Source organism: Streptomyces sp. NPDC091289 (assembly GCF_044757365.1).
Taxonomy (GTDB): Bacteria; Actinomycetota; Actinomycetes; order Streptomycetales; family Streptomycetaceae; genus Streptomyces.
Genome location: NZ_JBIVUT010000008.1, coordinates 71,462 through 94,372, shown reverse-complemented (window position 1 = coordinate 94,372; position 22,911 = coordinate 71,462). Strand labels below are relative to the sequence as shown.

At 70.9% G+C, this 22,911-nt stretch carries 21 protein-coding genes; 9 read left to right on the top strand and 12 right to left on the bottom strand.

Features of this window, described 5'->3' with window-relative positions:
• Positions 1–310: 310 nt before the first annotated feature.
• The 3 genes from ACIQPT_RS12560 to ACIQPT_RS12550 all read left to right on the top strand — a co-directional run bounded on the left by ACIQPT_RS12560 (position 311) and on the right by ACIQPT_RS12550 (position 2,694).
• A complete protein-coding gene (locus ACIQPT_RS12560) occupies positions 311–1,303 on the top strand; it encodes an acyl-CoA desaturase (protein WP_401155305.1) in 993 nt (330 codons plus the stop codon).
• A complete protein-coding gene (locus tag ACIQPT_RS12555) occupies positions 1,300–1,986 on the top strand; it encodes a TetR family transcriptional regulator (RefSeq protein ID WP_401155303.1) in 687 nt (228 codons plus the stop codon). Before ACIQPT_RS12560 ends, ACIQPT_RS12555 begins: the two co-directional genes overlap by 4 nt.
• A gap of 102 nt (positions 1,987–2,088) precedes the next feature.
• On the top strand, positions 2,089–2,694 hold the full coding sequence (locus ACIQPT_RS12550) for a Uma2 family endonuclease (RefSeq protein WP_401155567.1): 606 nt from the start codon (positions 2,089–2,091) through the stop codon (positions 2,692–2,694).
• Positions 2,695–2,700: 6 nt separating this feature from the next.
• Here ACIQPT_RS12550 and ACIQPT_RS12545 read toward each other — a convergent pair whose 3' ends face one another.
• Together ACIQPT_RS12545 and ACIQPT_RS12540 are read right to left on the bottom strand one after the other, a co-directional pair.
• Positions 2,701–3,081, bottom strand: a complete 381-nt coding sequence (locus ACIQPT_RS12545) for a glyoxalase (protein ID WP_401155301.1) — start codon at positions 3,079–3,081, stop codon at positions 2,701–2,703.
• Entirely contained in the window at positions 3,081–3,893 is an 813-nt protein-coding gene (locus ACIQPT_RS12540) for a trans-aconitate 2-methyltransferase (protein WP_401155299.1), read from the bottom strand. Before ACIQPT_RS12540 ends, ACIQPT_RS12545 begins: the two co-directional genes overlap by 1 nt.
• An 88-nt stretch (positions 3,894–3,981) precedes the next feature.
• On the opposite strand from ACIQPT_RS12540, the gene ACIQPT_RS12535 reads away from it, so the two are divergent.
• Positions 3,982–4,479, top strand: a complete 498-nt coding sequence (locus tag ACIQPT_RS12535) for a MarR family winged helix-turn-helix transcriptional regulator (protein WP_401155297.1) — start codon at positions 3,982–3,984, stop codon at positions 4,477–4,479.
• On the opposite strand, the gene ACIQPT_RS12530 is transcribed toward ACIQPT_RS12535, so the two are convergent.
• On the bottom strand, positions 4,435–5,217 hold the full coding sequence (locus ACIQPT_RS12530; RefSeq protein ID WP_401155296.1) for a LuxR C-terminal-related transcriptional regulator: 783 nt from the start codon (positions 5,215–5,217) through the stop codon (positions 4,435–4,437). The two genes, ACIQPT_RS12535 and ACIQPT_RS12530, sit on opposite strands and share 45 nt — an antisense overlap.
• 260 nt (positions 5,218–5,477) lie before the next feature.
• On the opposite strand from ACIQPT_RS12530, the gene ACIQPT_RS12525 reads away from it, so the two are divergent.
• Positions 5,478–5,918, top strand: a complete 441-nt coding sequence (locus ACIQPT_RS12525) for a GNAT family N-acetyltransferase (protein WP_401155295.1) — start codon at positions 5,478–5,480, stop codon at positions 5,916–5,918.
• A gap of 21 nt (positions 5,919–5,939) precedes the next feature.
• Here the strand turns inward: ACIQPT_RS12525 and galK are convergent, their stop codons facing one another.
• Genes galK through galT form a run of 3 tightly spaced genes read right to left on the bottom strand, consistent with a single transcriptional unit; the run spans position 5,940 to position 9,219 of the window.
• Complete coding sequence (galK, locus tag ACIQPT_RS12520) at positions 5,940–7,166, bottom strand: galactokinase (protein ID WP_401155293.1); 1,227 nt, start codon at positions 7,164–7,166, stop codon at positions 5,940–5,942.
• The gene (gene galE, locus ACIQPT_RS12515) at positions 7,163–8,161 is read right to left on the bottom strand and encodes a UDP-glucose 4-epimerase GalE (protein WP_401155565.1); all 999 of its coding nucleotides are present in this window, start codon (positions 8,159–8,161) and stop codon (positions 7,163–7,165) included. The genes galK and galE overlap by 4 nt, the downstream gene beginning before the upstream one ends.
• Before the next feature lie 14 nt (positions 8,162–8,175).
• Positions 8,176–9,219, bottom strand: coding sequence for a galactose-1-phosphate uridylyltransferase (galT, locus tag ACIQPT_RS12510; RefSeq protein WP_401155291.1), 1,044 nt, complete (start codon positions 9,217–9,219; stop codon positions 8,176–8,178).
• Between the two features lie 236 nt (positions 9,220–9,455).
• Between galT and ACIQPT_RS12505 the strand changes: the two genes are divergently transcribed.
• On the top strand, positions 9,456–11,126 hold the full coding sequence (locus ACIQPT_RS12505) for a sodium:solute symporter family protein (protein ID WP_401155289.1): 1,671 nt from the start codon (positions 9,456–9,458) through the stop codon (positions 11,124–11,126).
• 15 nt (positions 11,127–11,141) lie between these two features.
• Entirely contained in the window at positions 11,142–11,453 is a 312-nt protein-coding gene (locus ACIQPT_RS12500) for a hypothetical protein (protein WP_401155287.1), read from the top strand.
• A gap of 51 nt (positions 11,454–11,504) precedes the next feature.
• Here the strand turns inward: ACIQPT_RS12500 and ACIQPT_RS12495 are convergent, their stop codons facing one another.
• The 5 genes from ACIQPT_RS12495 to ACIQPT_RS12475 form a co-directional block, all read right to left on the bottom strand.
• Entirely contained in the window at positions 11,505–12,239 is a 735-nt protein-coding gene (locus tag ACIQPT_RS12495; RefSeq protein WP_401155285.1) for a LuxR C-terminal-related transcriptional regulator, read from the bottom strand.
• A gap of 264 nt (positions 12,240–12,503) precedes the next feature.
• Positions 12,504–14,462: a PQQ-binding-like beta-propeller repeat protein gene (locus tag ACIQPT_RS12490; protein WP_401155283.1), complete on the bottom strand. Its 1,959-nt coding sequence runs from the start codon at positions 14,460–14,462 to the stop codon at positions 12,504–12,506.
• A gap of 85 nt (positions 14,463–14,547) precedes the next feature.
• Positions 14,548–16,497 (bottom strand): PQQ-binding-like beta-propeller repeat protein, encoded by a 1,950-nt coding sequence (locus tag ACIQPT_RS12485; RefSeq protein WP_401155281.1) that lies wholly within the window; start codon positions 16,495–16,497, stop codon positions 14,548–14,550.
• A 236-nt stretch (positions 16,498–16,733) separates the two neighbouring features.
• Complete coding sequence (locus tag ACIQPT_RS12480) at positions 16,734–18,500, bottom strand: PQQ-binding-like beta-propeller repeat protein (protein ID WP_401155279.1); 1,767 nt, start codon at positions 18,498–18,500, stop codon at positions 16,734–16,736.
• 75 nt (positions 18,501–18,575) lie between these two features.
• Entirely contained in the window at positions 18,576–20,396 is a 1,821-nt protein-coding gene (locus ACIQPT_RS12475; protein WP_401155277.1) for an ABC-F family ATP-binding cassette domain-containing protein, read from the bottom strand.
• A 147-nt stretch (positions 20,397–20,543) separates the two neighbouring features.
• Here ACIQPT_RS12475 and ACIQPT_RS12470 point away from each other — a divergent pair, with 147 nt between their 5' ends.
• Positions 20,544–20,987, top strand: coding sequence for a hypothetical protein (locus ACIQPT_RS12470; protein WP_401155275.1), 444 nt, complete (start codon positions 20,544–20,546; stop codon positions 20,985–20,987).
• Between the two features lie 63 nt (positions 20,988–21,050).
• The gene (locus tag ACIQPT_RS12465; protein WP_401155273.1) at positions 21,051–21,302 is read left to right on the top strand and encodes a type II toxin-antitoxin system Phd/YefM family antitoxin; all 252 of its coding nucleotides are present in this window, start codon (positions 21,051–21,053) and stop codon (positions 21,300–21,302) included.
• On the opposite strand, the gene ACIQPT_RS12460 is transcribed toward ACIQPT_RS12465, so the two are convergent.
• Complete coding sequence (locus ACIQPT_RS12460) at positions 21,193–22,650, bottom strand: acyltransferase (RefSeq protein WP_401155272.1); 1,458 nt, start codon at positions 22,648–22,650, stop codon at positions 21,193–21,195. The two genes, ACIQPT_RS12465 and ACIQPT_RS12460, sit on opposite strands and share 110 nt — an antisense overlap.
• Positions 22,651–22,911: the final 261 nt, after the last annotated feature.

Genomic DNA, 22,911 nt, shown 5'->3' with positions numbered 1-22,911 from the left:
CCCTGCGGCTGGCAGCGGTGCTGTCGCCACGCCCCGACGAGCGGGTGCGGACCGCGCTGTCCGACGCTCCCAGGATAGGTGTCGTCGCAGGCGGCGTGTCCGTGGCCCCGACGGGGGTCGCGGTCGCCGCCCGGGACACCCGGGCCTCTATCCCCTTACCCCGGGGGCGGGCGGGCTACCGCGTGTGACGGGTTGGAGCGGCCTCTCGTGTTGTGGGGCCCGTCACTGCCATACTTACCAAGCCGTAGGTTACGGAACCGTAGCCACGGCCGTCCTGGTACCGCTCCCTCACCCTTCGAGGTATTCCCCTATGCCGAGCACTCCCCATGCTCCCCATGTGATCGACGAGACCGAGCCTCCCGGGGCGGCGGCCGCGCTGCCCCCTGCCACGCTGGGCGGCGACAAGAAGCGGTCGATCGAGCAGTTCGCGTTGCTGGCGTTCATCGTGGTGCCGTTCGTGGCTCTGGTCGCGGCGGTGCCGCTGGCGTGGGGCTGGGGGGTGAGCTGGCTGGATGTGGGGCTGCTGGTGGCGATGTACTTCATCGGCTGCCACGGGATCACGATCGGTTTCCACCGGTATTTCACGCACGGTTCGTTCAAGGCGAAGCGGCCGTTGCGGATCGCGCTGGCCGTGATGGGTTCGCTGGCGGTGGAGGGGCCTCTGGTGCGGTGGGTGGCCGATCACCGCAAGCACCACCGGTTCTCGGACGCGGAGGGTGATCCGCATTCGCCGTGGCGGTTCGGGGAGAGTCTGCCGGCCCTGATGAAGGGCCTGTGGTGGGCGCACATCGCGTGGATGTTCGACGAGGAGCAGACGCCGCAGCAGAAGTACGCCCCCGATCTGATCAAGGACCCGGCGATCCGGGGGATCTCGCGCCACTTCCTCTCCTTCACGATCGTGTCGCTGGCGATTCCGCCGCTGGTGGGCGGTCTGGTGACGATGTCGTGGTGGGGTGCGGCGACGGCGTTCTTCTGGGGTTCGCTGGTGCGGGTGGCGCTGCTGCATCACGTGACGTGGTCGATCAACTCGATCTGTCACGCGGTGGGCAAGCGGCCCTTCAAGTCCCGTGACCGGTCGGGGAACGTGTGGTGGCTGGCGGTGCTGTCGTGCGGCGAGTCGTGGCACAACCTGCACCACGCGGACCCGACGAGCGCCCGGCACGGGGTGATGCGGGGGCAGATCGACTCCAGCGCCCGGCTGATCCGCTGGTTCGAGAAGCTGGGCTGGGCCACGGATGTGCGGTGGCCGGATGCCACGCGAATCGACTCCCGGCGCACGTCCGCACCGGCCGACGCGGCATGATTGACGACGTGGCGACCGACGGCAGCACGAGCAGCGAGAAGAGCAGGCCTTCCCCCTCCCGCCGGGCCCGGCGGGTCCGGATGACGGGCAAGGAGCGCCGCGAGCAGCTGTTGGACATCGGGCGCGCCCTGTTCGCCGACAAGGGCTTCGAGGGCACGTCGGTGGAGGAGATCGCGGCGCGTGCCGGGGTCTCCAAGCCGGTGGTGTACGAGCACTTCGGCGGCAAGGAGGGCCTGTACGCCGTGGTGGTCGACCGCGAGATGCGTCAGCTGCTGGACATGGTGACGGGGGCTCTGACGGCGGGTCACCCGCGCGAGCTGCTGGAGCAGGCGGCGTTCGCGCTGCTGGACTACATCGAGTCGTACACGGACGGTTTCCGGATCCTGGTGCGGGATTCGCCGGTGGCGCAGTCGACGGGCACGTTCGCCTCCCTGATCAGCGATATCGCCACGCAGGTGGAGGACATCCTGGGCCTGGAGTTCAAGGCCCGGGGCTTCGACCCGAAGCTGGCCCCGCTGTACGCGCAGGCGCTGGTGGGGATGGTGGCGCTGACGGGCCAGTGGTGGCTGGACGTGCGGAAGCCGAAGAAGGCGGAGGTCGCCGCCCATCTGGTGAATCTGTGCTGGCACGGGCTGGAGAACCTGGAGGCGAAGCCGCGGCTGATAGGGCACCGGAAGAGCTGATCGCGTAACCCTTCCGCACGTCGTCACCCGTTGTGATGACGGGTGCGGATTTCCCGCCGTAGTGTGGTCGGGAGGGCAGAGGATTCGTCCATGGGAGGAACCATGACCGCCGAGCCGACCACCGCGCACAGCTCCCGCTGGCCGGTGCCCCCGCAGGACGGATACACCGTGGACGATCTGTTCACGCTGCCCGATCTCCCGCCGCACACAGAGCTGATCGACGGGAGCCTGGTTTTCGTGAGTCCGCAGCGCAAGTTTCACAGCATGGTGATCGATCTGCTGGTGACGGGACTGCGCAGTACGGCCCCGCCGGAGGTGAAGGTCCGCCGCGAGATGACCGTGGTACTGGACCGGCGCAACGGGCCGGAGCCGGATGTCTCCGTCGTTCGCAGCGAGGCTGACAAGAAGGGGATGGAGCAGACGTCGTACGCCGCCGCCGACGTCCTCCTCGCCGTCGAGGTCGTCTCCCCCGACTCCGAGGCCCGCGACCGTGAGGCCAAGCCCCACAAGTACGCGACGGCCGGTATCCCGCACTTCTGGCTGGTGGAGATGACGGGCACCGACCAGCACCCCGTCGTACGGGTCTACGAGCTGGACCCGGTGACGAAGGCGTACGCGCTGACCGGGATCCACCACGACCGCCTGAAGACGGGTGTGCCGTTCCCGGTGGACATCGACGTCTCGGCTGAGGCACTGAAGGCGCTGTAGAGCGCATCAAGCGGCAACCGGCTCCAGGAACTCCAGCCGGTTGCCGACCGGGTCGTGGGCGTAGAAGCGGCGGTGGCCGGGAAGGGCCCCGTCCCATTCGACGGCGACGCCGTGCGTCTCCAGGCGCGCCGCGTACGCCACGATCCCCGTCACGCGCAGCCCCGGGTGGGCCTTCTTCGCCGGGCGGAAGTCCTCCTCGATGCCCAGGTGGAGCTGGACCGGGCCGGAGGCGAACCAGCAGCCGCCCCGGGCGGCGAGCACGGGGGGTTTCGGGATCTCGGTCATGCCCAGGGCGTCGGCGTAGAAGGTGCGCAGCGCGTCCTCGGAGCCGGGCGGGGCGGCGAGCTGTACGTGGTCGACGGCGGCGAGGCCCACGGCGGCGGTCATCACTTCTCCTTGCGGGCGACGGCGAAGATGCGGCGGAACGGGAAGACCGTGCCGTACGGGCCGGGCGGGTACGCCTCGCGGAGCAGGTCGCGGTATTCGGTGAGGAACGCGTCGCGGGCCTCGGGGTCGTCGGCCAGCGCGGTGAGGACGGGGCGCAGGGCGGTGCCCTTGACCCAGTCGAGGACGGCATCGTCGCCGTGCAGGGTCTGGAGGTAGGTGGTCTCCCAGACGTCGGCCGTGCAGCCGAGGTCGCGGAGGCGGGTGAGGTAGTCGGTGGGTTCCAGGACGGAGGCGGTGCGGTCGCCGATGCCGTGGAGCAGGGGGCTCCAGCGGTCGGAATCGCGGAGGCCGGCCAGGAGGGTGTGGCTGGGGGCGGTGAAGTTGCCGGGGACCTGGAAGGCGAGGGTGCCGCCGGGGGCGAGGGCGTCGAGCCAGCGGGGGAAGTGCTCGGCGTGGCCGGGGATCCACTGGAGTGCGGAGGTGGAGACGATCAGGCCGTACGTCTCGGTGGGCTGCCAGGTCGCGGCGTCGGCCTCGGCGAAGTCGAGGAGGGGCGGCCGGGCGTGGGCGGCGGCTTCGGCGAGCATCTCGCGGGAGGTGTCGTAGCCGGTGATCCGGGCGTTCGGCCAGCGGTCCGCGAGGAGGGCGGTGACATTGCCCGCGCCGCAGCCGAGGTCGGCGATGCGGGGTGCGGGGCGGCCGGGGAGATCGTCGCCGATGCGGGCCAGGAGGTCGTGGAAGGGGCGGGTCCGGTGGTCCGCGTGACGCAGGTACTGCTGCGGATCCCAGGCGGGCCGGTCAGATGCGGTCATGGGAACAGGATCACGCCCGGAATCTCTTGATGTCAAGACACTTGAATTCAAGAGACTTCACGTCGAGGGACCCTCTACACTGATCGACATGGAGGACGAGGTCGACCGACTGGTCGCTGCATGGCGCCGAGAGCGCCCCGACCTCGACGTGGAACCACTCGAGGTGCTCAGTCGCGTCTCCCGCCTGGCACGCCACCTCGACCGGGCCCGCCGCATAGCCTTCGCCGAGCACCACCTGGAGCCGTGGGAGTTCGACGTACTGACGTCGCTGCGCCGGGCCGGCGCCCCGTACCAGCTCTCCCCCGGGCAGCTGCTCACCCAGACCCTGGTCACCTCGGGCACGATGACCAACCGCATCGACCGGCTGACCAAGAAGAACCTCGTCGAGCGGCTGCCCGACCCGAGCGACCGGCGCGGCGTTCTCGTCCGGCTGACGGCCGAGGGGCGCGACAAGGCCGACCAGTCGCTGGCCGGGCTGCTCGACCAGGAGCGCGCCATCCTCGGTGAGCTCTCCCGCCACCAGCGGGGCGAACTGGCCGGGCTACTGCGCCAGTTGACCGCCCCGTTCGACAACATCCCCACGTAGGACGTGTTCGGCGGGGCCGACTCCCGCCCGGCGCGCCAGCGCCACAGCGGCCAGCGTCGAATGCACGCCGAGCTTGCCCAGCACGTTCTGCATATGGGTGCGGACCGTGTGCGGGGACAGGAACAGCCGCTCGGCGACCGCCTTGCGGCCGAGCCCCGCCACCATGCAGCGCAGCACCTCGCGCTCCCGGGGCGTCAGCGACTCCACCAGCCGCTCGCTCTCGGTGCGGTGCTTGCGGGCGGCGGTCAGCTCCCGCAGTACGCCGGTGAGCAGGGCGGGCGGCAGATGCGTCTCGTCGCGCAGCACGCCCCGTATCACCGACAGCAGCCGCTGCAGCGAGCAGTCCTTGGCCACCCAGCCCGAGGCACCCGCCTGGAGCGCCCGGGCGGCGACCCTCGGGTCGTCCTTCTCGGCGAGCACCACCGACCGCACGGCGGGCCGGTTCGAGCGGACCCCGGCGACCAGCGAGATGCCGTCGACGACGCCCCCCTCCTCCGGCCGGGGCACGGGCACGGGCACCGCGTGCGCGCCGCTGGACGTCAGGGCGCCCAACTCGGCGTCCACCAGCAGTACGTCGTAACCGCGTCCCTCGGCGGCCGCGCGCTCCAGAGCGCGCAGCGCGGCCGGGCCGCTGCCCGCCGCGGAGACGTCCACGTCCGGTTCGGCCGCGAGGGCCGCCGCGAGCGACTCGGCGAAGATGCGGTGGTCGTCGACCACCAGAACCCGGATACGCGCCACAGAACCCCCATCTGTGGGGGCGGACAGCTGCGGGTACGGCGTCCGGGGCTTCGCTGCGGCCTGCCGGCGCCGACGGCCGCCGCCGTCGAACCGCCTGCCGCCCCGCCCCGGGCGCCGTACCCGGCTCTCTCGCTCCCCTGAATCGGCACCGGCCCCCACCGGTGCTGAGCATCAGCGTACGGGCGGTGGCCACAGGGGGAAGGCGATTCGCCGAACTGGTTGCCTCAGGTGTTCAGCCGGTGGGTCTTAGGGTGTGCCTCATGTTCCGTCTTGAGACAGAAGTAGACAAAGAACGTCGCATTCTGCTGAGCGGGCGTCTGCACCAGGACAACATGGCGGCTTCGGCCGGCCTGCGCGCACTGCTCTCCACCTCCGCCGAACACGAAGTTCCGCTGGAGGTATGGGCGTTGGACGAGCACGGGGCCCTGGCCGGCGGGCTGACCGGGCGGACCTGGGCGTACTGGCTGCATGTCGATCTGCTCTGGGTCGACGCCCCGCACCGGGGCTCCGGCCTCGGCGCGCGGCTGCTCGCCGAGGCCGAACGGACCGCCCGCGCCGAGCGGGCCTGCACCCGCTCGCGGCTGGAGACCTGGGACTTCCAGGCTCCCGGCTTCTACCGCAAGCAGGGGTACGAGGAGATCGGCCGGGTCGCGGACTACCCGCCGGGCGTCACCGAGTTCATCCTGGTCAAGGAGCTGTGAGCGCGGGGATCGGCAGCAGGCTCAGCGCAGTCGGCGCGCCCCGGCCGACGGGACGGCGTCGAAGATCCCCGGGGCCGCGTGTCCGGCCGCCGCGAACGCCTCGCTGACGGCCTTGGCCACGGTGTCGGCCGCCGCCGCCTCCACCAGGACGACCGCCGAGCCGCCGAAGCCGCCGCCGGTCATCCGCGCACCGAGCGCCCCGGCCGCGTTCGCCGCCTCGACCACCAGGTCCAACTCGGGGCAGGAGACCCGCAGATCGTCGCGGAGCGAGCGGTGGCCCTCGTTCAGGACGGGGCCCGCGGCCCGGGCGTCGCCCGCGTCGAGCAGGGCGATGACCTGCTCGACCCGGCGGTTGTCGCCGACGACATGGCGTACGTAGCGGATCACGGACTCGTCCGCCCCGGCGTCGGCGAGGGTGGTGAGCGCCGCGTCGAGACCGGCGTACGGCAGATCGCGGAGCATCGGTATGCCGAGCAGCCGGGCGCCCTCCTCGCAGCCGGCCCGGCGCTCCGCGTACGCGCCGTCGCCGAGCGCGTGCTTGACCCGGGTGTCGACGACCAGGAGCGTCAGGCCCTGGGCGGCCAGGTCGAAGGGGACCTGGCGCAGCGAGAGGTCGCGGGTGTCCAGGTGGAGGGCGTGGCCCTCGGTGCAGCAGGCCGAGGCCATCTGGTCCATGATCCCGCAGGGCACGCCGACGAAGTCGTTCTCGGCGCGGCGGCCGATCACGGCGAGTTCGGCCGGGCTCAGGCCCAGGCCGAAGAGGTCGTTCAGGGCGAGCGCGGTGACGACTTCGAGGGCGGCGGAGGAGGAGAGTCCGGCGCCCGTGGGCACGGTGGAGGTCAGGGCGATGTCCGCGCCGGTGACCGGGTGCCCGGCCTCGCGCAGCGCCCAGAGCACGCCCGCCGGGTAGGCGGCCCAGCCGTGGCCGGAGTGCGGGGTGAGCTCGTCGACGCGGAGGGAGACGACACCACCGGGGACGTCGGAGGAGTACAGCCGCAGGACGCCGTCGTCGCGGCGGGAGACGGCGGCGCGGGCGGTGTGCGGGAGGGCGAGCGGCATGACGAAGCCGTCGTTGAAGTCGGTGTACTCGCCGATGAGGTTCACTCGTCCGGGTGCCGCCCAGATGCCGTCGGGCTCGGCCCCGTACAGCTCGGCGAAGGTGGCGGCGGGGTCGGTCCCGGACGGCTCCACGGAGGCGGTGGACGGCTCGGTGGTCCCGGTCCCGGTCGGCTCGGCATGCTGGGTCATGGCGCGGTGGCTTCCTCTCGGCGGGCGAACTGCCAGGCGTCGGCGATGATTCCGGCGAGGTCGGCGCGGGACGGCTGCCAGCCGAGGCGCTCGACGGCGGTGGCGGCGGAGGCGACGAGGACGGCCGGGTCGCCGCCGCGTCGGGGGGCGGCGGTCTCGGGGACCGCGTGGCCGGTGACCTTGCGGACGGTCTCGATGACCTCGCGGACCGAGAAGCCGTTGCCGTTGCCGAGGTTGCAGATCAGGTGTTCGCCGGGGGCGGCGGCGCGAAGGGCCAGCAGGTGGGCGTCGGCGAGATCGGCGACGTGGATGTAGTCGCGGACGCAGGTGCCGTCGGGGGTGGGGTAGTCGTCGCCGTACACGGAGATCGACTCACGCTGTCCCAGGGCCACTTGGAGGACCAGCGGGATGAGGTGGGACTCGGGGGTGTGGCGCTCGCCGCAGCTGCCGTAGGCCCCGGCCACGTTGAAGTAGCGGAGCGAGACGGCCGCCAGGCCGTGGGCGGTGGCCTCGCCGCTGATCATGTGGTCGACGGCGAGCTTGGACGCGCCGTAGGGGCTGGTGGGGGCAGTGGGGTCGGACTCGGTGATGGGGCTGGAGACCGGTTCGCCGTAGGTGGCAGCGGTGGAGGAGAAGACGAGGGTGCGCACGCCGTGCTCGCGCATGGCGGCGAGCAGGGCGGTGGTGCCGCCGACGTTGTTGACCCAGTACTTCTCGGGGTTCACCACGGACTCGCCGACCTGGGAGAAGGCGGCGAAGTGCAGGACGCCGTCGTAGGAGGGGTCCAGGTGGCGGGCGGCGTCCTGGATGCGGCCCTCGATGAACGCGGCCCCGGCCGGGACGCCCGCACGGAAGCCGGTGGAGAGGTCGTCCAGGACGGTCACCGTGTGCCCTGCCTCCAGCAGGTGCTGGGCGACGACGCTGCCGACGTATCCGGCACCACCGGTGACCAGGTACTTCTTGGGGTCGTTGCGGACGTTCCGGGGATCGCTCACGTTCTGGGGGTTGCTCACTTGCTGGCTACCTCTCGCAGTCGCTCGGCCGCGGCCTCCGGCGGCACGTCGTTGATGAACACGCTCATGCCGGACTCGGATCCCGCGAGGAACTTCAGCTTGCCGGAGGTCCGGCGAATGGTGAAAAGCTCCAGATGCAGGGCGAAGTCCTCCCGTCCGGGGACCCCGAACGGCGCCTGGTGCCAGGCGGAGATGTACGGGGTCGGCGGCTCGCCGGGTCCGAAGATCCGGTCGAAGCGCCTCAAGAGTTCCAGATAGACCTGTGGGAACTCTGTCCGCGCCGCCTCGTCCAGCTCCCGCAGATCGGGGACGCGGCGGCGGGGGTGAAGGTGGACCTCGTAGGGCCAGTGGGCCGCGTACGGAACGTAGGCGATCCAGTGCTCGGCCGCGAGGACGATGCGCGAGCCGTCCTTCTCCTCGCGGGCGACGACGTCGTCGAAGAGGTTGCGGCCGGTCTCCTCGCGGTGCCGGGCGGCCGAGTTGAGCATCAGCTCGGTGCGCGGGGTGACGAAGGGGTAGCCGTAGATCTGGCCGTGCGGGTGGCCGAGGGTGACGCCGATCTCGGCGCCGCGGTTCTCGAAGCAGAAGACCTGGGTGACCTGGTCGAGTGCGGCCAGCGCGGCGGTGCGGTCGGTCCAGGCGGCGAGGACGAGGGCGGTCTGCTCCTCGGTGAGGCCGGCGAAGGACGCGTCGTGGTCGGAGGTGAAGCAGACGACCTCGCAGCGGCCGGAGTCCCCGGCGAGGGAGGGGAAGCGGTTCTCGAAGACCGCGACGTCGTAGTGGTCGTCGGGGATCTCGCTCTGCCGTCCGTCCCGGGTGGGGCAGAGCGGGCAGGCGTCGGCCGGCGGGTGGTACGTGCGGGCCTGGCGGTGCGAGGCGATGGCCACCGCGTCGCCGAGCAGCGGATCGCGGCGGATCTCGGACGAGGTCGAGACGGGATCCAGGGGGCGGTGGTCGACGGCCTCGCGGACGGTGTCGTCCGCGGCGTCGTAATAGATCAGCTCACGGCCGTCGGCGAGGGTCGTAACCGTCTTCTTCACCAGGGTCCTCCACCAGATCCTCCCAACATAATCGCACATAACAAATCACAAGCGAACACCCTAGTCAATGGCCGGCGGCAGCCCCGGTCGCAGCGCACCCCGGAGGCCGCATACCCGGACATTCACCCGCACTCGATCACGATCGAACAAAGAACCCCAACGAGAGTGTTCATTTCTCGAACATGGAGGCGTAAGTTCCGTCGGGTTCAGTTCGCGCAACGAAGCGAGTACCCCCCATGCAGACTCTGGCCGAAGGGCTTCGGCTCCCCACGAACGGGCTCGACTACGCCATCCTGGCGATCTACTTCGTCGTCGTACTCGGCATCGGCTTCGCGGCCCGTGCCAGCGTGAAGACGAGCCTCGACTTCTTCCTCTCCGGACGGTCACTGCCCGCCTGGGTGACCGGGCTCGCCTTCGTCGCGGCGAACCTCGGCGCCACCGAGATCCTCGGCATGGCGGCCACCGGCGCGCAGTACGGCGTGGCGGTGGTGCACTGGTACTGGATCGGCGCGATCCCGGCCATGGTCTTCCTCGGCCTGGTGATGATGCCGTTCTACTACCGCTCCAAGGTGCGCTCCGTGCCGGAGTTCCTGCTCCAGCGGTTCGACAAGTCCGCGCATCTGCTGAGCTCCGTGCTCTTCGCCTTCGCGGCGATCCTCATCGCGGGCGTCAACCTCTACGCCCTGTCGATCGTCGTGGAGGCGCTCCTCGGCTGGCCGCAGTGGGTCGCGATCGTCGTCGCGGGCCTGTTCGTGCTGATCTACATCACGATCGGCGGGCTCTCCTCGGCGATCTACAACGAGGTGCTCCAGTTCTTCGTCATCCTCGCCGCGCTGATCCCGATCACCGTGCTGGGCCTGAAGCGGGTCGGCGGCTGGGACGCCATGAGCGACTCGCTCACCCAGCAGCACGGCGGCGACTTCATGACCGCCTGGGGCGGCACCGGCATCGGTGACGCCAACCCGCTGGGCGCCAACTGGCTGACGATCGTCCTCGGCCTCGGCTTCGTGCTCTCCTTCGGCTACTGGACGACGAACTTCGCCGAGGTGCAGCGCGCGCTGTCCGCGAAGAACCTCTCCGCCGCCAAGCGCACCCCGCTGATCGCCGCCTTCCCGAAGATCTTCATCGTCTTCGCGGTGATGATCCCGGGCCTGGTCGCCGCCGTGATCGTGCCCCAGATCGGCACCCCGGACTCCGACCTCACCTACAACGACGCAATACCCCTGCTGATGCAGGAACTGCTGCCCAACGGGGTACTCGGCATCGCGGTGACCGGTCTGCTCGCCGCGTTCATGGCGGGCATGGCGGCCAACGTGTCCTCGTTCAACACGGTGTTCACCACCGACATCTGGCAGCGGTACGTGGTGAAGGGCAAGCCGGACACGTACTACCTGAAGTTCGGCCGGCTGATCACGGCGATCGGTGTGCTGGCCTCGATCGGCACGGCGTTCATCGCCGCCAGCTTCTCGAACATCATGAGCTACTTGCAGACGCTCTTCTCGTTCTTCAATGTGCCCATGTTTGTCGTATTTATTATCGGAATGTTCTGGAAGCGGGCTTCCATGAAGTCCGGTGTCTGGGGTCTGGTCGCGGGAACCGGCGCCGCGATGATCAACTACTTCTGGATCTACAAGGGCGGAGTCATCGACATCCCGACCGACCAGGGCGCCAACTTCGTCTCCGCGATCGTCGGATTCGTCGCCGGAGCCGTCGTCATGGTCGCCGTCACCCTCTTCACCGCACCGAAGCCCGACGCGGAACTGGCCGGCCTGGTGTACGGGACCGAGTCGCCGGACCCCGACGAGGAACTCGACGAGGCCGACAGCGCCTGGTACCGCAAGCCCGCGCTGCTCGGCTGGGGCGCGGTCGTCCTCGCCGCCGCGTGCTACATCCCCTACTCGTTCTGATCGGAGGAACTCACCATGTCCGACCTGCACAAGGAAGTCTCCGAGCTGGAGCGCAAGTCCGCGACCGCGGCCCGTCTCTTCGACATCCGGCGGATCATCGGCGGCCTGTTCGTGGTCTACGGAGTGATCGTCACCATCGCCGGGATCAGCCCGTCCGACGCCGACCTGAAGAAGGCCGAGGGCGTCCACATCAACCTGTGGACGGGCCTGGCCATGCTGGCGCTCGGCCTGTTCTTCCTGATCTGGATGAAGCTGCGCCCGACCGAGGCCCCGGCGGCTCCGGAACCGGACGCCCCGGCCTCCTCCCAGGAGCCCGACGCGGGCTGATCCGCCCGCAGCCCGTCCGACCCGTCCGACCCGTCCCGCAGGGGCCGTACGTCACCCGCGCTGCCCGGGGACGTACGGCCCCTGCGGTGTGCCGCCGTGATCGCCGCCGTGGTCGCCGCCGTTGCCCGCGGCCCGCTCCAGCAGTCCCGTACGGGCGGCGAGCGCGGCGGCTTCGAGGCGGGAGCCGACCCCGAGCTTCATCAGGACCCGCTGGACGTGGGTGCGGGCGGTGCTCGGGGCGATGTCCATGCCGGCCGCGATCAGCCGGGTGTCCTCGCCCTCGGCGACCCGCACCAGCACCTCCGCCTCGCGCGGGGTGAGCATCCGCAGCAGCCGCCGTCCCTCGTCGTCGGGCTGGACCGCCGGGTTGAGCAGCTCGGCGAAGGCCCCCCGCAGCAGCTGCGGGGCGATGGCGCTCTCCCCCGCCCGCGCCTTGAGCATGGCCCGCTCGACGCCCTCGATGCGCTCGTCGTGCCGGACGTACCCCGCGGCCCCGGCGGCGAACGCGGCGGCGATCCCGCGCGGGCTGGGCACCGGCCCGAGGACCACCACCGCCACCTGCGGGCGCTCCTGGCCGATGCGCACGATCGGGTCGAAGACCCCGGGGGCGGCGGGCGAGGCCGTACCGAACAGACAGACCTCCGGGGCCCTGCTGACCACCAGTTCCGCTGTCCCGGACGTCGGCGCGGCCGCCGCGAGCACCCGGTGCCCGCGCAGTTTCAGCGCCGAGGCGAGTGCCTCGGCGAGCAGACGGTGATCGTCGACCACCATGAGCCGCACGCCCATCGGTCCTCAGCCCCCAAAGCCCTGTACGCCCGGCCCCCCGGACTCCTGCCCCGGCAAGCTACACGCTTGTTCGACGCCGCGCGGCCCTTACGTGGGAGAAGCCCCCCAGAATGCCGAATTCTGCGCTATTCGGGGCTCGTTGACCGGCACTCGGTGATCACTTGGCGGGCAGAAAACGATCGGCCCCGCCGGTGAGTGATCGACCGGCGGGGCCTGGCGCTGCACGACGCTCCCGGAGGGGGAGCGCGGTGATCAGCGCGGTGATCAGTCGGTGCGGTAGGCGAGGACGAGGTAGGTCTTCTCGTCGGGGTTGACGGTGCTGGGCTTGTGGACCGCGTCGTTCGCCATGTAGAGCCGGCCTTCGGAGTAGAGGATCTCGTCCGAGCCGACCAAGAACCTCTTCTCCGCCTTCCGGACGGCCTCGTCGCTCGGGTTCTCCATCAGGAGGGTCTCCTTGAAGGTCTCACCGTCGATGGAGACGATCTGACCGCCCTTGTCGTACGGGCCCTGCTTGTAGGCGATGACGTTGGTGCCGTCCATCCGGAGCGGGGACATGGTGTAGCGGTCGCCCGCGTCCGCCCGGCCGCCGAGGAGCTTTCCGGTGGCCAGGTCGAAGGCGACGATCTCGTTCGTCTTGCCGTACTCGCTGGTTCCGTCGTGATCCTCGGTCGGCAGGTAGAGCCGGTTGTTGCCGACGGCAATGTTGCTGCACTCCTCGACTTCGGTGGAGCCGCAGTCTCCCGCGTACTTCTCCGCGTCGGCGGAGATGCGGACGATCAGCTTGCCGGTCGCCGCGTCGATCGAGAAGAAGTCGGAGATGCTGCTGCCGTCGGTGGCGGTGCGGCCGACGTTGGCCGCGACCACCAGCGGCTTCGTGGAGACGATGCTCGCGAAGTCGACGCCCGAGGGCATCGAGTACGAGGACAGCGGCGCGCCGTCCTTCGGGTTCAGCGCCTGCACGACGAGCTGCCGGCTGTCGCTCGTGCCGCACGTGCGGACCGCGGCAAGGGCTTCGCCGCCCGCGTAGCCGCTGTCGTAGCAGCCGTCCGCGCCGACCTTCGGCTTCCAGAGTTCGGCTCCGTCGTCCAGCTTGAAGGCCGCGCCGCCCGAGGTGCCGCCCGCGGCGACGGTGGTCCCGCTGAGCGTGACCTCGTCGAAGCGGACCGGCTTGTCACCGCCGGTGGCGGAGGTGACGCTCTTGCTCCACAGGAGCTTGCCGGCGGTCAGATCGATCACGCCGACCTGGTTGCACGACGGGTACTTGTTCTCCTTGGTCGCCTTCGACTCCTCGAAGAGGATGGCCGTCTTGTAGTCCTTGCTCATGTGCCGGGACACGGCGCAGACGTCACCGGCCAGCGGGACGGACCAGAGCTTGGTGCCCTTGTCGCGGTCGTAGCCGTTGACCTCGGCGATGCCGGACTTCACGTACGCCTTGTCGGTGACCCAGGAGCCCGCGACGTGGGTGATGTCGGTGACCACCGGCTCCGGGAACTGGAAGGCGACCTTGGACTTGGTGTTGGCGGGCGCCTTCTCCTTGCCGCCGGCCAGGCCGCCGCCACCCTCGCCGCCGCCCTTGGCCTCGCCGCCGGTGGAGCCGGACGAGGAGGCCTCGTTCTTGCCGCCCTTGTCGTCGCCGCCGGTGGAGGCGTAGATGACCCCGGCGCCGATGATCAGCACCACGGCGACGGCCGCGGCGACGATGATCTGCATCTGGGTGGAGAACTTCTTGCCGCCGTTGCCGCCGCCGTCGCCCGGCTGCGGCGCGCCGTACTGCGGCTGCATCGGCTGGGTCGGATAGCCGTACCCCTGCTGCGGCATCCCGGGCTGCCCCGGCTGTCCGGCGGGTCCCTGCGGGTAGCCGTACCCCTGCTGCGGGGCCTGGGGGTAGCCGTAACCGTTGGGCTGCGGCGCGGGCGGGGTGGGATAGCCGCCCGGCGCCGGGGGCGGCGGGGTGCCGTAGCCCCCGGCGGGCGCGTCCTGCGGCGCGGCGGGCGGCTGCTGCGGAGGCTGCTGCGGCTGCTGCGGCTGCTTGCCGAAGGGGTCCGCGGGCGGCGGGGTCGGCTGGCCGAACCCTCCCGGCGGCGGGTCCTGCGGCGCACCGAAGCCACCGGAGGGCGGACCGGCCGGCGGACCGGCGGGCGGCGGGGGCGTGTTCGGCGTGCCCGGGGGCGTGTTCGGCGGCTCGTTGGGCGGCTGCTGCGGTGGCTGGGGCGGCTGGGTCATGGCGTGCGTACCTCGGGAGACGAGTGGGTGTGGGGGCGCGTGGGACCGGGAGGGGCCGGCCGCTGTCGGAGTCCGGGGCGAGCCGTCACTTCTCGAACACCAGCAGCGTCGACTGCTCCAGCTCTTCCTTGTCGTTGCTCGCGCTCACGCGCTCACTGAAGATGAAGGAACGACCGCCCTCGTAGGCGACCTTGGCCGAGAAGAAGCCGTTCTCGATCCGGCCGGTCGACTCCGGGTGCTGAAGCAGCGTCTTGGGAGTGCCGCCGGTCGGCGGAAGGGTCACGACGGCGCCGGCGGCGTCGTACTTCGGCCGCATGTAGAGCACCAGGTCGCCGCCCTCCATGCCCAGCGGCTTCAGGACGCGCTCGGCCGGGGCGGGCGCTTCCCACTTGGGCTTTCCGGTGTTCAGGTCGAAGGCGATGACCTTGTTCGTCCGGGCGGTCCCGCTGCCGTCGTCCTTGGTCGCGATGTAGAAGGTGTTGGCGTCGGCCGCGACGCCGCTGCACCCTTCGAGCTTCTGGCCGAAGACGGAGAAGCTGTTCCCGCAGTCGGTGGTGAGCGTGTCGCCCTTGGCGGGCGAGAGCTGGGAGCGGAGCTTGCCGTTGTCCGTGAGCGCGGCCATGGCGTACTGCTTCTTCTCGTCGTGTTCGAGCCGCACGACGAGCGGGACGACCGAATAGACCTTGCTGACCTCCCAGCCGCGGGGCGGCTGGTACGTCCACTTGGGCTTGCCGGTGGTCGGGTTCAGCTCCTGGATCTGGTGCTGCGGGTTCTTGACGTCGTCGGTGCGGCAGCTGGCGGCGGCGATCAGCTTCGGGCCGCCGGCGAAGGCGAAGGGCTTGCAGTTGCCCTCGGGGTTGCCGAACAGTTCCTTGCCGTCGCTGACCCGGTAGGCGTTGGAGTTGCTGGTGCGCCCCACGGTGACGGTGTCTCCGCTGATGGCCAGGCTGATGTCGGAGAGGAAGTCCCAGGTGCCGTTCTTCTTGACCGTCTTCTTCCAGCCGGCCTTGCCGGTGTTGAGGTCGATCATCTGGAGGACGGAGCAGTTGGCCTTGTCCGTGGTGCTGTCCTTCACCCCGATGACGATCTTGCCGTCGGCGGTGGGCGCGTTGGGCGCGGCGCACACGTCGGCGGGGAGCGACAGGGTCCACTTCTGCTTGCCGTCGGCGACGGAGTAGCCGGAGACGCCTCGGTACATGGCCTTGGCTACCAGGTCACCGGCGAACCAGGGGCCGTGGACGGCGGAGCCGTTGCGCGGCAGGTCGACGTCGTTCTTCTGGAGCCAGGCGACCTTCGCCTCGCCCTCCTTGCGCCCGGCGTTGAGGTCGTCGTCCGCCTCGCGGCCGTCGCCGTTGCCGTCGCCCTCGTCGACCGTCGGCGACTCGCTGGGGGCCTTGGGGTCGTTGCTGGCGCCGGCGACGGGCGCCTTCTTCTTCTCGTCGTCGCTGTCGCTCACGAGGAACCAGGTGCCCGTGCCGGCGACCAGGACCACGGCCAGCGCCGCCGCGACGATGATGCCGGTCTTGTTCTTGAGGAACCCGCCACCGCCGGAACCCGGTCCGCCGGGGGCGGGGGTGCCGGGGTACTGCTGCTGCGGGTAGCCGTAACCGGGCTGGGGCTGCTGACCGTACGGCCCGGGAGCCTGCTGGCCGTACGGGCCCGGGGCCTGCTGACCGTAGGGGCCGGGCTGCTGACCGTAGGGACCGGGAGCCTGGCCGGGCTGCTGACCGGGGGCCTGCTGGCCGTACGGGCCGGGGGCCTGGCCGGGCTGCTGCGGGTAGCCGTAACCGGGCTGCGCCGGGGGCTGCTGCGGGTAGCCGTACGACGGGTTGCCCGGCGGGGGCGTCTGCGGCGGGCCGGCCGGGGGCGCCGGGGGCTGTGCGGGGGGCGGCCCCTGGGGCGGCTGACCCGGCGGCGTCTGCGGCGGCTTGGTCAGGTCCGGCTGGTCCTGGGGCGGCTGAGGAGCTCCGTTCGGCGGCTCCTGCGGAGCCCCGAAGCCTCCCTGCGGCGGTTGCTGGCTGGGCGGCTGGCTCATCAGCACGTCCCCCTTCGTGCGGTCCGGTGCGCGATTCGGTCTCCCCCGCGATTCCGAGAGGGGTCAATTCCCCTCGGAAAGGAGCGAATCGGGCATGGCTTCCGCAGTGTTACGACAGTCGGGCGGGGCTTCTTTGTACCACCCGCCCGCCACCCGCCACCGGATCGGTCCCGCCCCTGTTCCCAAGGGAGAACCGCCTTGTGATGCCGTCGTTACGCCCCGGCCGGAGGTGATGGTCAGTCACCGAAAGCGATCATCGTCTCCAGGTCCATCTCCTCCTCGTCGGATTCCCCGAGGACATGGGGGCGCATGAGGAGGGAGCGTCCGTCGGCGTAGAGGACAAGCGGGTCGGCGAAGCTGCGCTCGGCCCCCGCGGCCGCCGCCGGGTGCCGCAGGACCGGCTGCGGAGTGCCGCCCTGCGGCCCGAGCGACATGATGCCGCCACCGACGCCCTCGGTCGTGGGGCCGGGCGGGCCCAGATACATCAGCGCCTTGCCGCCCTCGACCCGCAGCGGCATCAGGGTCTGGGTGGGGGGTGCGGCGACCTTCCACTTCTTCTTGCCGGTACTCATGTCGAAGGCGACGACGGCGTTGTTGAAGGACCGGTCCTTGTACTTGTGTCTGGTGGCGGCGTAGAGCGTGTCGGAGTCGGCGTCGGCGGCCACGCCGAGGCAGGTGTCGAGGTTCGCACCCACGTTCCGCTTGGCGCCGGTGCACCGGGGCTCGATGACGTCGCCGCCGGGAACGAGCCGGGAGCGCAGGGTCCCGTCGGCGTTCAGGACCTCGATCGCCCACTCGCCCTTCGAGAGCCCGCCCTTTAGCAGCGAGATCACCGGTGGGTCGATGGACAGGAAAATGTCGACCCGCCAGCCCTTCCCCGGCTTGTACGCCCACAAGGTCCGGCCGGTGACCGGGTCGATGCGCCGCACTTCTTCCTGGGCGTCGAGGGCCTCCCTGGCCAGCTGGTCGCGGCAGCCGACAGCGGCGAGCAGGATGGGCCCGCCGGTGAGACCGTACGACTGGCAGGGGCCGGGCAGTTTGCCCCACAGGTGCTTGCCGTCACTGACCCGGAAGGCGTCGGTACGGCCGATGCGCCCGATCGTCAGGACGTCGCCGCTGATCGCCATGACGATGTTCGCGAGCCCGTCCTGCGTCGGAGCCTGTTCGAAGGGCGCGGACCAGCCCGCCTTGCCGGTGGTCAGGTCGATCATCTGGAGCTTTTCGCAGACCGAATCCGCCGTGGAGGCGCTGGTCATGAGGCCGATGACGATCTTCCCGTCCGCGGTCGGACGGGTGGGCGCCGCACAGACGTCGGCGGGCAGGGGCACGCTCCACTTCCGCGATCCGTCCTCGAGGGAATAGCCGGACACCGTGCGGTACATGGCTTTGGCCACGGTGTCGCCGGCGACCCAGGGCCCGAGGGCGGAGGCACCGTTCCCCGGCAGGTCCACGCCGTTCTTCTGGATCCAGCGGACCTCGGCCTCGCCCTCCTTGCGCTCCTTGTTGATCTCCGCGGCACTCGCGGGGGACTCCATCTGCAAGCTCGGCTCGCCGCTGGGCTTCTTCGGGGCGCTGCTCTCCTTCGCGACGGGCTTCTTGTCGTCGGCGCCGTCATCGCCGCCCACCGCGAACCAGACGCCCGTCCCGACGACGAGGACCCCGGCGAGCACGGCGGCGACGAGACCGGCGACCCGGCCCCGCGAACGCCCGCCGCCACCGGGCCCGCCGGAGGGCTGCTGGGGCCCCGGGTAGCCGTACGGCACGGTGGGCGGCTGGGGCGGCGGCTGGGGCCCCGGGTAGCCGTAACCGGGCTGCGCCGGAGGCTGCTGCGGGTAGCCGTACGACCCCGTGGGCTGCTGCGGCTGCGGCTGCGGGTAGCCGTACGGCACGGTCGGCGGCTGGGGTGGCACGGGGGCCCCGTACGCACCGGGCTGCGGTTCGTACGGAGCGCCGAAGCCCTCCTGCTCCCCGGGCCTGCCCTGCTGCGGCGGCGGCTGCGACATCTGTGTGGTCCCCCTCGAACGTACGGTCCCTGCCGCCCCGTTCTACCACCCGTCCCACCGGCCCCACGGGTCCGGTCAGGCGTCCTCGGCCAGTTCCAGCCAGCGCATTTCCAACTCGTCCCGCTCGGTGACCAGTTCGCGCAGTTCGGCGTCGAGCTTGGCGACCTTCTCGAAGTCGGTCGCGTGGTCCGCGATCTGCTTGTGCAGCGTGGTCTCGCGGGTGGAGAGCTTGTCGAGCTGCCGCTCGACCTTCTGCAGCTCCTTCTTCGCGGCGCGCGCCTCCTGCGCCGAGACGGCAGGGGCGGCGGCGGGAGCCCCGGAGGAACGGGGCGCGGCAGCGGCGGAGGGAGTGGACTCCTCCTCCATCTTCTGCCTGCGCTCCAGGTACTCGTCGATTCCGCGCGGCAGCATCCGCAGGGCGCGGTCGCCGAGGAGCGCCATGACCTTGTCCGTGGTCCGCTCGATGAAGAACCGGTCGTGGGAGATCACGATCATCGACCCGGGCCAGCTGTCGAGGAGGTCCTCCAGCTGGGTCAGGGTCTCGATGTCGAGGTCGTTGGTGGGCTCGTCGAGGAAGAGGACGTTGGGCTCGTCCATCAGCAGCCGCAGGATCTGGAGCCGGCGGCGCTCACCGCCGGAGAGGTCGCCGACGGGCGTCCACTGCTTCTCCTTGGTGAAGCCGAACTGCTCGCAGAGCTGGCCCGCGGTCATCTCGCGGCCCTTGCCGAGGTCGACCCGGTCGCGCACCTGCTGGACGGCTTCCAGCACGCGCAGGTTCGGGTTCAGCTCGGTGACCTCCTGGGAGAGGTAGGCGAGCTTGACGGTCTTGCCGACGACGACCTTCCCGGCGGCGGGCTGCTCGTCGCCCTGGGTGCGGCAGGCCTCGGCGAGCGCGCGCAGCAGTGAGGTCTTGCCCGCGCCGTTGACGCCGACCAGGCCGACGCGGTCGCCGGGGCCGAGCTGCCAGGTGAGGTGGGTGAGGAGGGTCTTGGGTCCGGCCTGGACGGTCACGTCCTCCAGGTCGAACACGGTCTTGCCGAGGCGGGCGTTGGCGAACTTCATCAGCTCGCTGGTGTCGCGCGGCGGCGGCACGTCGGCGATGAGCTCGTTGGCGGCCTCGATGCGGTAGCGCGGCTTGGAGGTACGGGCCGGGGCCCCGCGGCGCAGCCAGGCCAGCTCCTTGCGCATCAGGTTCTGCCGCTTGGACTCCTCGGTGGCGGCGATGCGTTCCCGCTCGGCGCGGGCGAACACGTAGTCGCTGTAGCCGCCCTCGTACTCGTGGACGGTGCCGCGCTGGACGTCCCACATGCGGGTGCAGACCTGGTCGAGGAACCACCGGTCGTGGGTGACGCAGACGAGGGCGGAGCGGCGGGCCCGCAGGTGGCCGGCCAGCCAGGAGATGCCCTCGACGTCGAGGTGGTTGGTGGGCTCGTCGAGGACGATCAGGTCCTGCTCCTCGATGAGGAGCTTGGCCAGGGCGATACGGCGGCGCTCGCCACCGGAGAGCGGGGCGATGACGGTGTCGAGCCCGTGCTCGAAGCCGGGGAGGGCGAGACCGCCGAAGAGCCCGGTGAGCACGTCGCGGATCTTGGCGCTGCCCGCCCACTCGTGGTCGGCGAGATCGCCGATGACCTCCTGGCGGACGGTCTTCGCCGGGTCCAGGGAGTCGTGCTGGGTGAGGACGCCGAGACGCAGCCCGCCGTTGTGGGTGACGCGGCCGGTGTCCGCGTCCTCCAGCTTGGCGAGCATCCGGATGAGGGTGGTCTTGCCGTCGCCGTTGCGGCCCACGACACCGATCCGGTCGCCCTCGGACACCCCGAGGGATACACCGTCGAGCAGGGCACGGGTGCCGTACACCTTGCTGACCTGCTCGACATTGACCAGATTGACGGCCATTTCACTCCTGCCTAGGGGGTTGATCGACCTTCCCAGGGTACGGCGCGGCGGCGGGGGGCCGGTCGTGCGGCCTCGGCGTCCGGGCCGGAGGGTCGAATACCCTCGTCCGTGGCTTATGGCAACAGATGTGAAACAGGGGGCGTACGGGTGGTAGTCGTCGCGATGGTGCTGCGCTGGATCTTCCTCGTGGCCGGAGTGGGCATCCTGGCCGCTTTCCTGGTCACCGCCGTCCGGGCCCGCCGCGCGGGCACCGGCATCGGCGAGCTGGTCGACGTACTGGAGAAGGAGTGGTTCGCCACGAACCGGGTGTTCCTCGCCGTGCTGGCGGGTCTCGCCGGGTCGTGGGCCGCGGGGTGGGCGGGCGGAACCCGCGGGGCCGTCACCGAGTCCGTGCCCACCCTCGCCCCGCTGGGCATCGTGGCCGCGTTCGTCGTCTGCCGCGTCTGCCGCCGCACGGGCGGGAGCGAGGACGGGACCGAGGACGAGTACGGGAACGGGGACGGGGACGGGGACGGCGGGCCGTTCCGGATGAAGCTGCTCGCCCTGGTCGCCGCGCCGCTGCTGCTGGGCGGAGTGATGACGGGCTGGTGAGCCACCGGCGCCAGCTGCCGACCGCGCTTGCCAACCCTTGCTCATCGACGTACGGAGGCCGCTATGCGGACGATGACCTACACCGAGTCACGCGCCAAGTACGCCGAGATCCTGAACGCGGTCGTGGACGACCGTGAAGAGGTGGTGGTCACACGCGTCGGCCACGCGCCGGTGGTCATAGTGGCGCTCGACGAGTACGAGTCCCTCAAGGAGACCGTGTACCAGCTCCGGAGCCCGGCGAACGCCCGTCGGTTGCTGGCTTCGATCGACCGTCTGGAGAACGGCGGCGGCCCCGTGCACGATCTCGCGGAGTGACGTTCGTGGGAGTGTGCCCGCCCGGCCCCCGTCCCGCCCGCTCCACCAGCAGCCAGCCGCCCAGCGTCATCGCGACGGCGGCCGGGGCGCTGACCGGGATGGCGATCAGCAGGGCCGTGCGGCCCTCCAGCAGGCCGCCGAAGCCGACCATGGACAGGCCCAGCACGCCGAGCAGGCAGAGCGTCGCGCCGAGCGCCGCCAGTGGGCCGTGGCCCTGAACGGGTGCCGCGGGGGCCGGGCGCTCGAAGGTGCGGAAGGCCGCGACGAGTCCGGCGGTGAGGGCCGCCGCCAGCGCGATCCGCAGTGGGACCTGGGCCCACCAGGCCGCGGTGGCCGGTTCGGGGAGCGGGACGTCGAGGGCGAGCATGGCCCCGTACACGCCGAACATCGCCGTGAGGTGCCAGAGGAACGCGGTCATCGCCACCCCGTTGGCCGCCACCACCGTGCGCCAGACCCGGGGGCGCTCCAGCAACCGGGCGGCCGGGGCGCGGAGCAGCTCGACCGCGCCGACGAGCCAGAGGCCGTGGGCCAGCAGGGCGAGGGTGGGCGGGGCCATGTTGCTGACCTTCTCGCCGGGCATCCCGACCATGGACAGCGGGTACGGTCCGAACGCCACCAGCGCGCAGGCGGTGACCAGGCCGCCACCGGCGAGGAGGGCGGGGCGGCGGAGACGGAGGTGGCCGTCGGCGCGCAGGAAGCCGAGCTGGTGGACGGCCAGCCAGACGAACGCGAAGTTGAGGAACTCGACGTACGGGACTCCGGCCGCGAAGCGGAGGACGTCCACGGCGGCGGCCGCGGCCACGAGGGCGGCGAAGGCCCCCCAGCCGTACCGCTCGTGCAGCTTCAGCAGCGGCGGGGTGAACGCGACCATCGCCAGGTAGATCCCGATGAACCACAGCGGCTGGGTCACCATGCGCAGGGTGACGCCGGTCAGCCCGCCGCCCCCGCCGAGGAGTTGGACCAGCAGCGCCGCCGCGCCCCACACCAGGACGAAGACCATGGTCGGGCGCAGCAGCCGCTGGAGCCGGGCGCGCAGGAACGCCGAGTAGACGGAGACCGGGGAGGCGTCCGCCGTGGCCTCGGGGCGCTTGCGGAGCAGGGAGCGGTAGGACAGCGCGTGGGAGAAGCCGCCGACGAAGAAGAACACCGGCATGACCTGGAGCAGCCAGGTCAGCGGCTGGAGCGCCGGGACGACGGCGAGCAGATTGCCGACCCCGTCCGGGGTGACGGCGGCCATCAGCCAGTGGCCGAGCACGACCGCGGCGAGCGAGGCGACCCGCAGGAGGTCGACGTAACGGTCCCGGGTGACGGGGGTGGCCTCGGCCAATACGCGAACACTTGATCCCATGGTCATACGGTCGCGGCGGACACGGGTCGCGCGGCAGGGCGCGCGTACTCAACTCGGCCCCTGAGTAGCCGAGTCGACGGACGGACACTTCGGGCTACTTCGGAATACTTCAGACCGCCTCGGAGCGCTTCGGAGTGCTTCGGAATCGTTCGGAATGCGTCGGAAATGCCGTACCGCGGAGTAGATCTGGACAGGGCGGTCGTCGGCCAGTAAAACAAGCACAAAAGCTGCTCTTCGGGGGAGACGACGCATGCCGTCAGG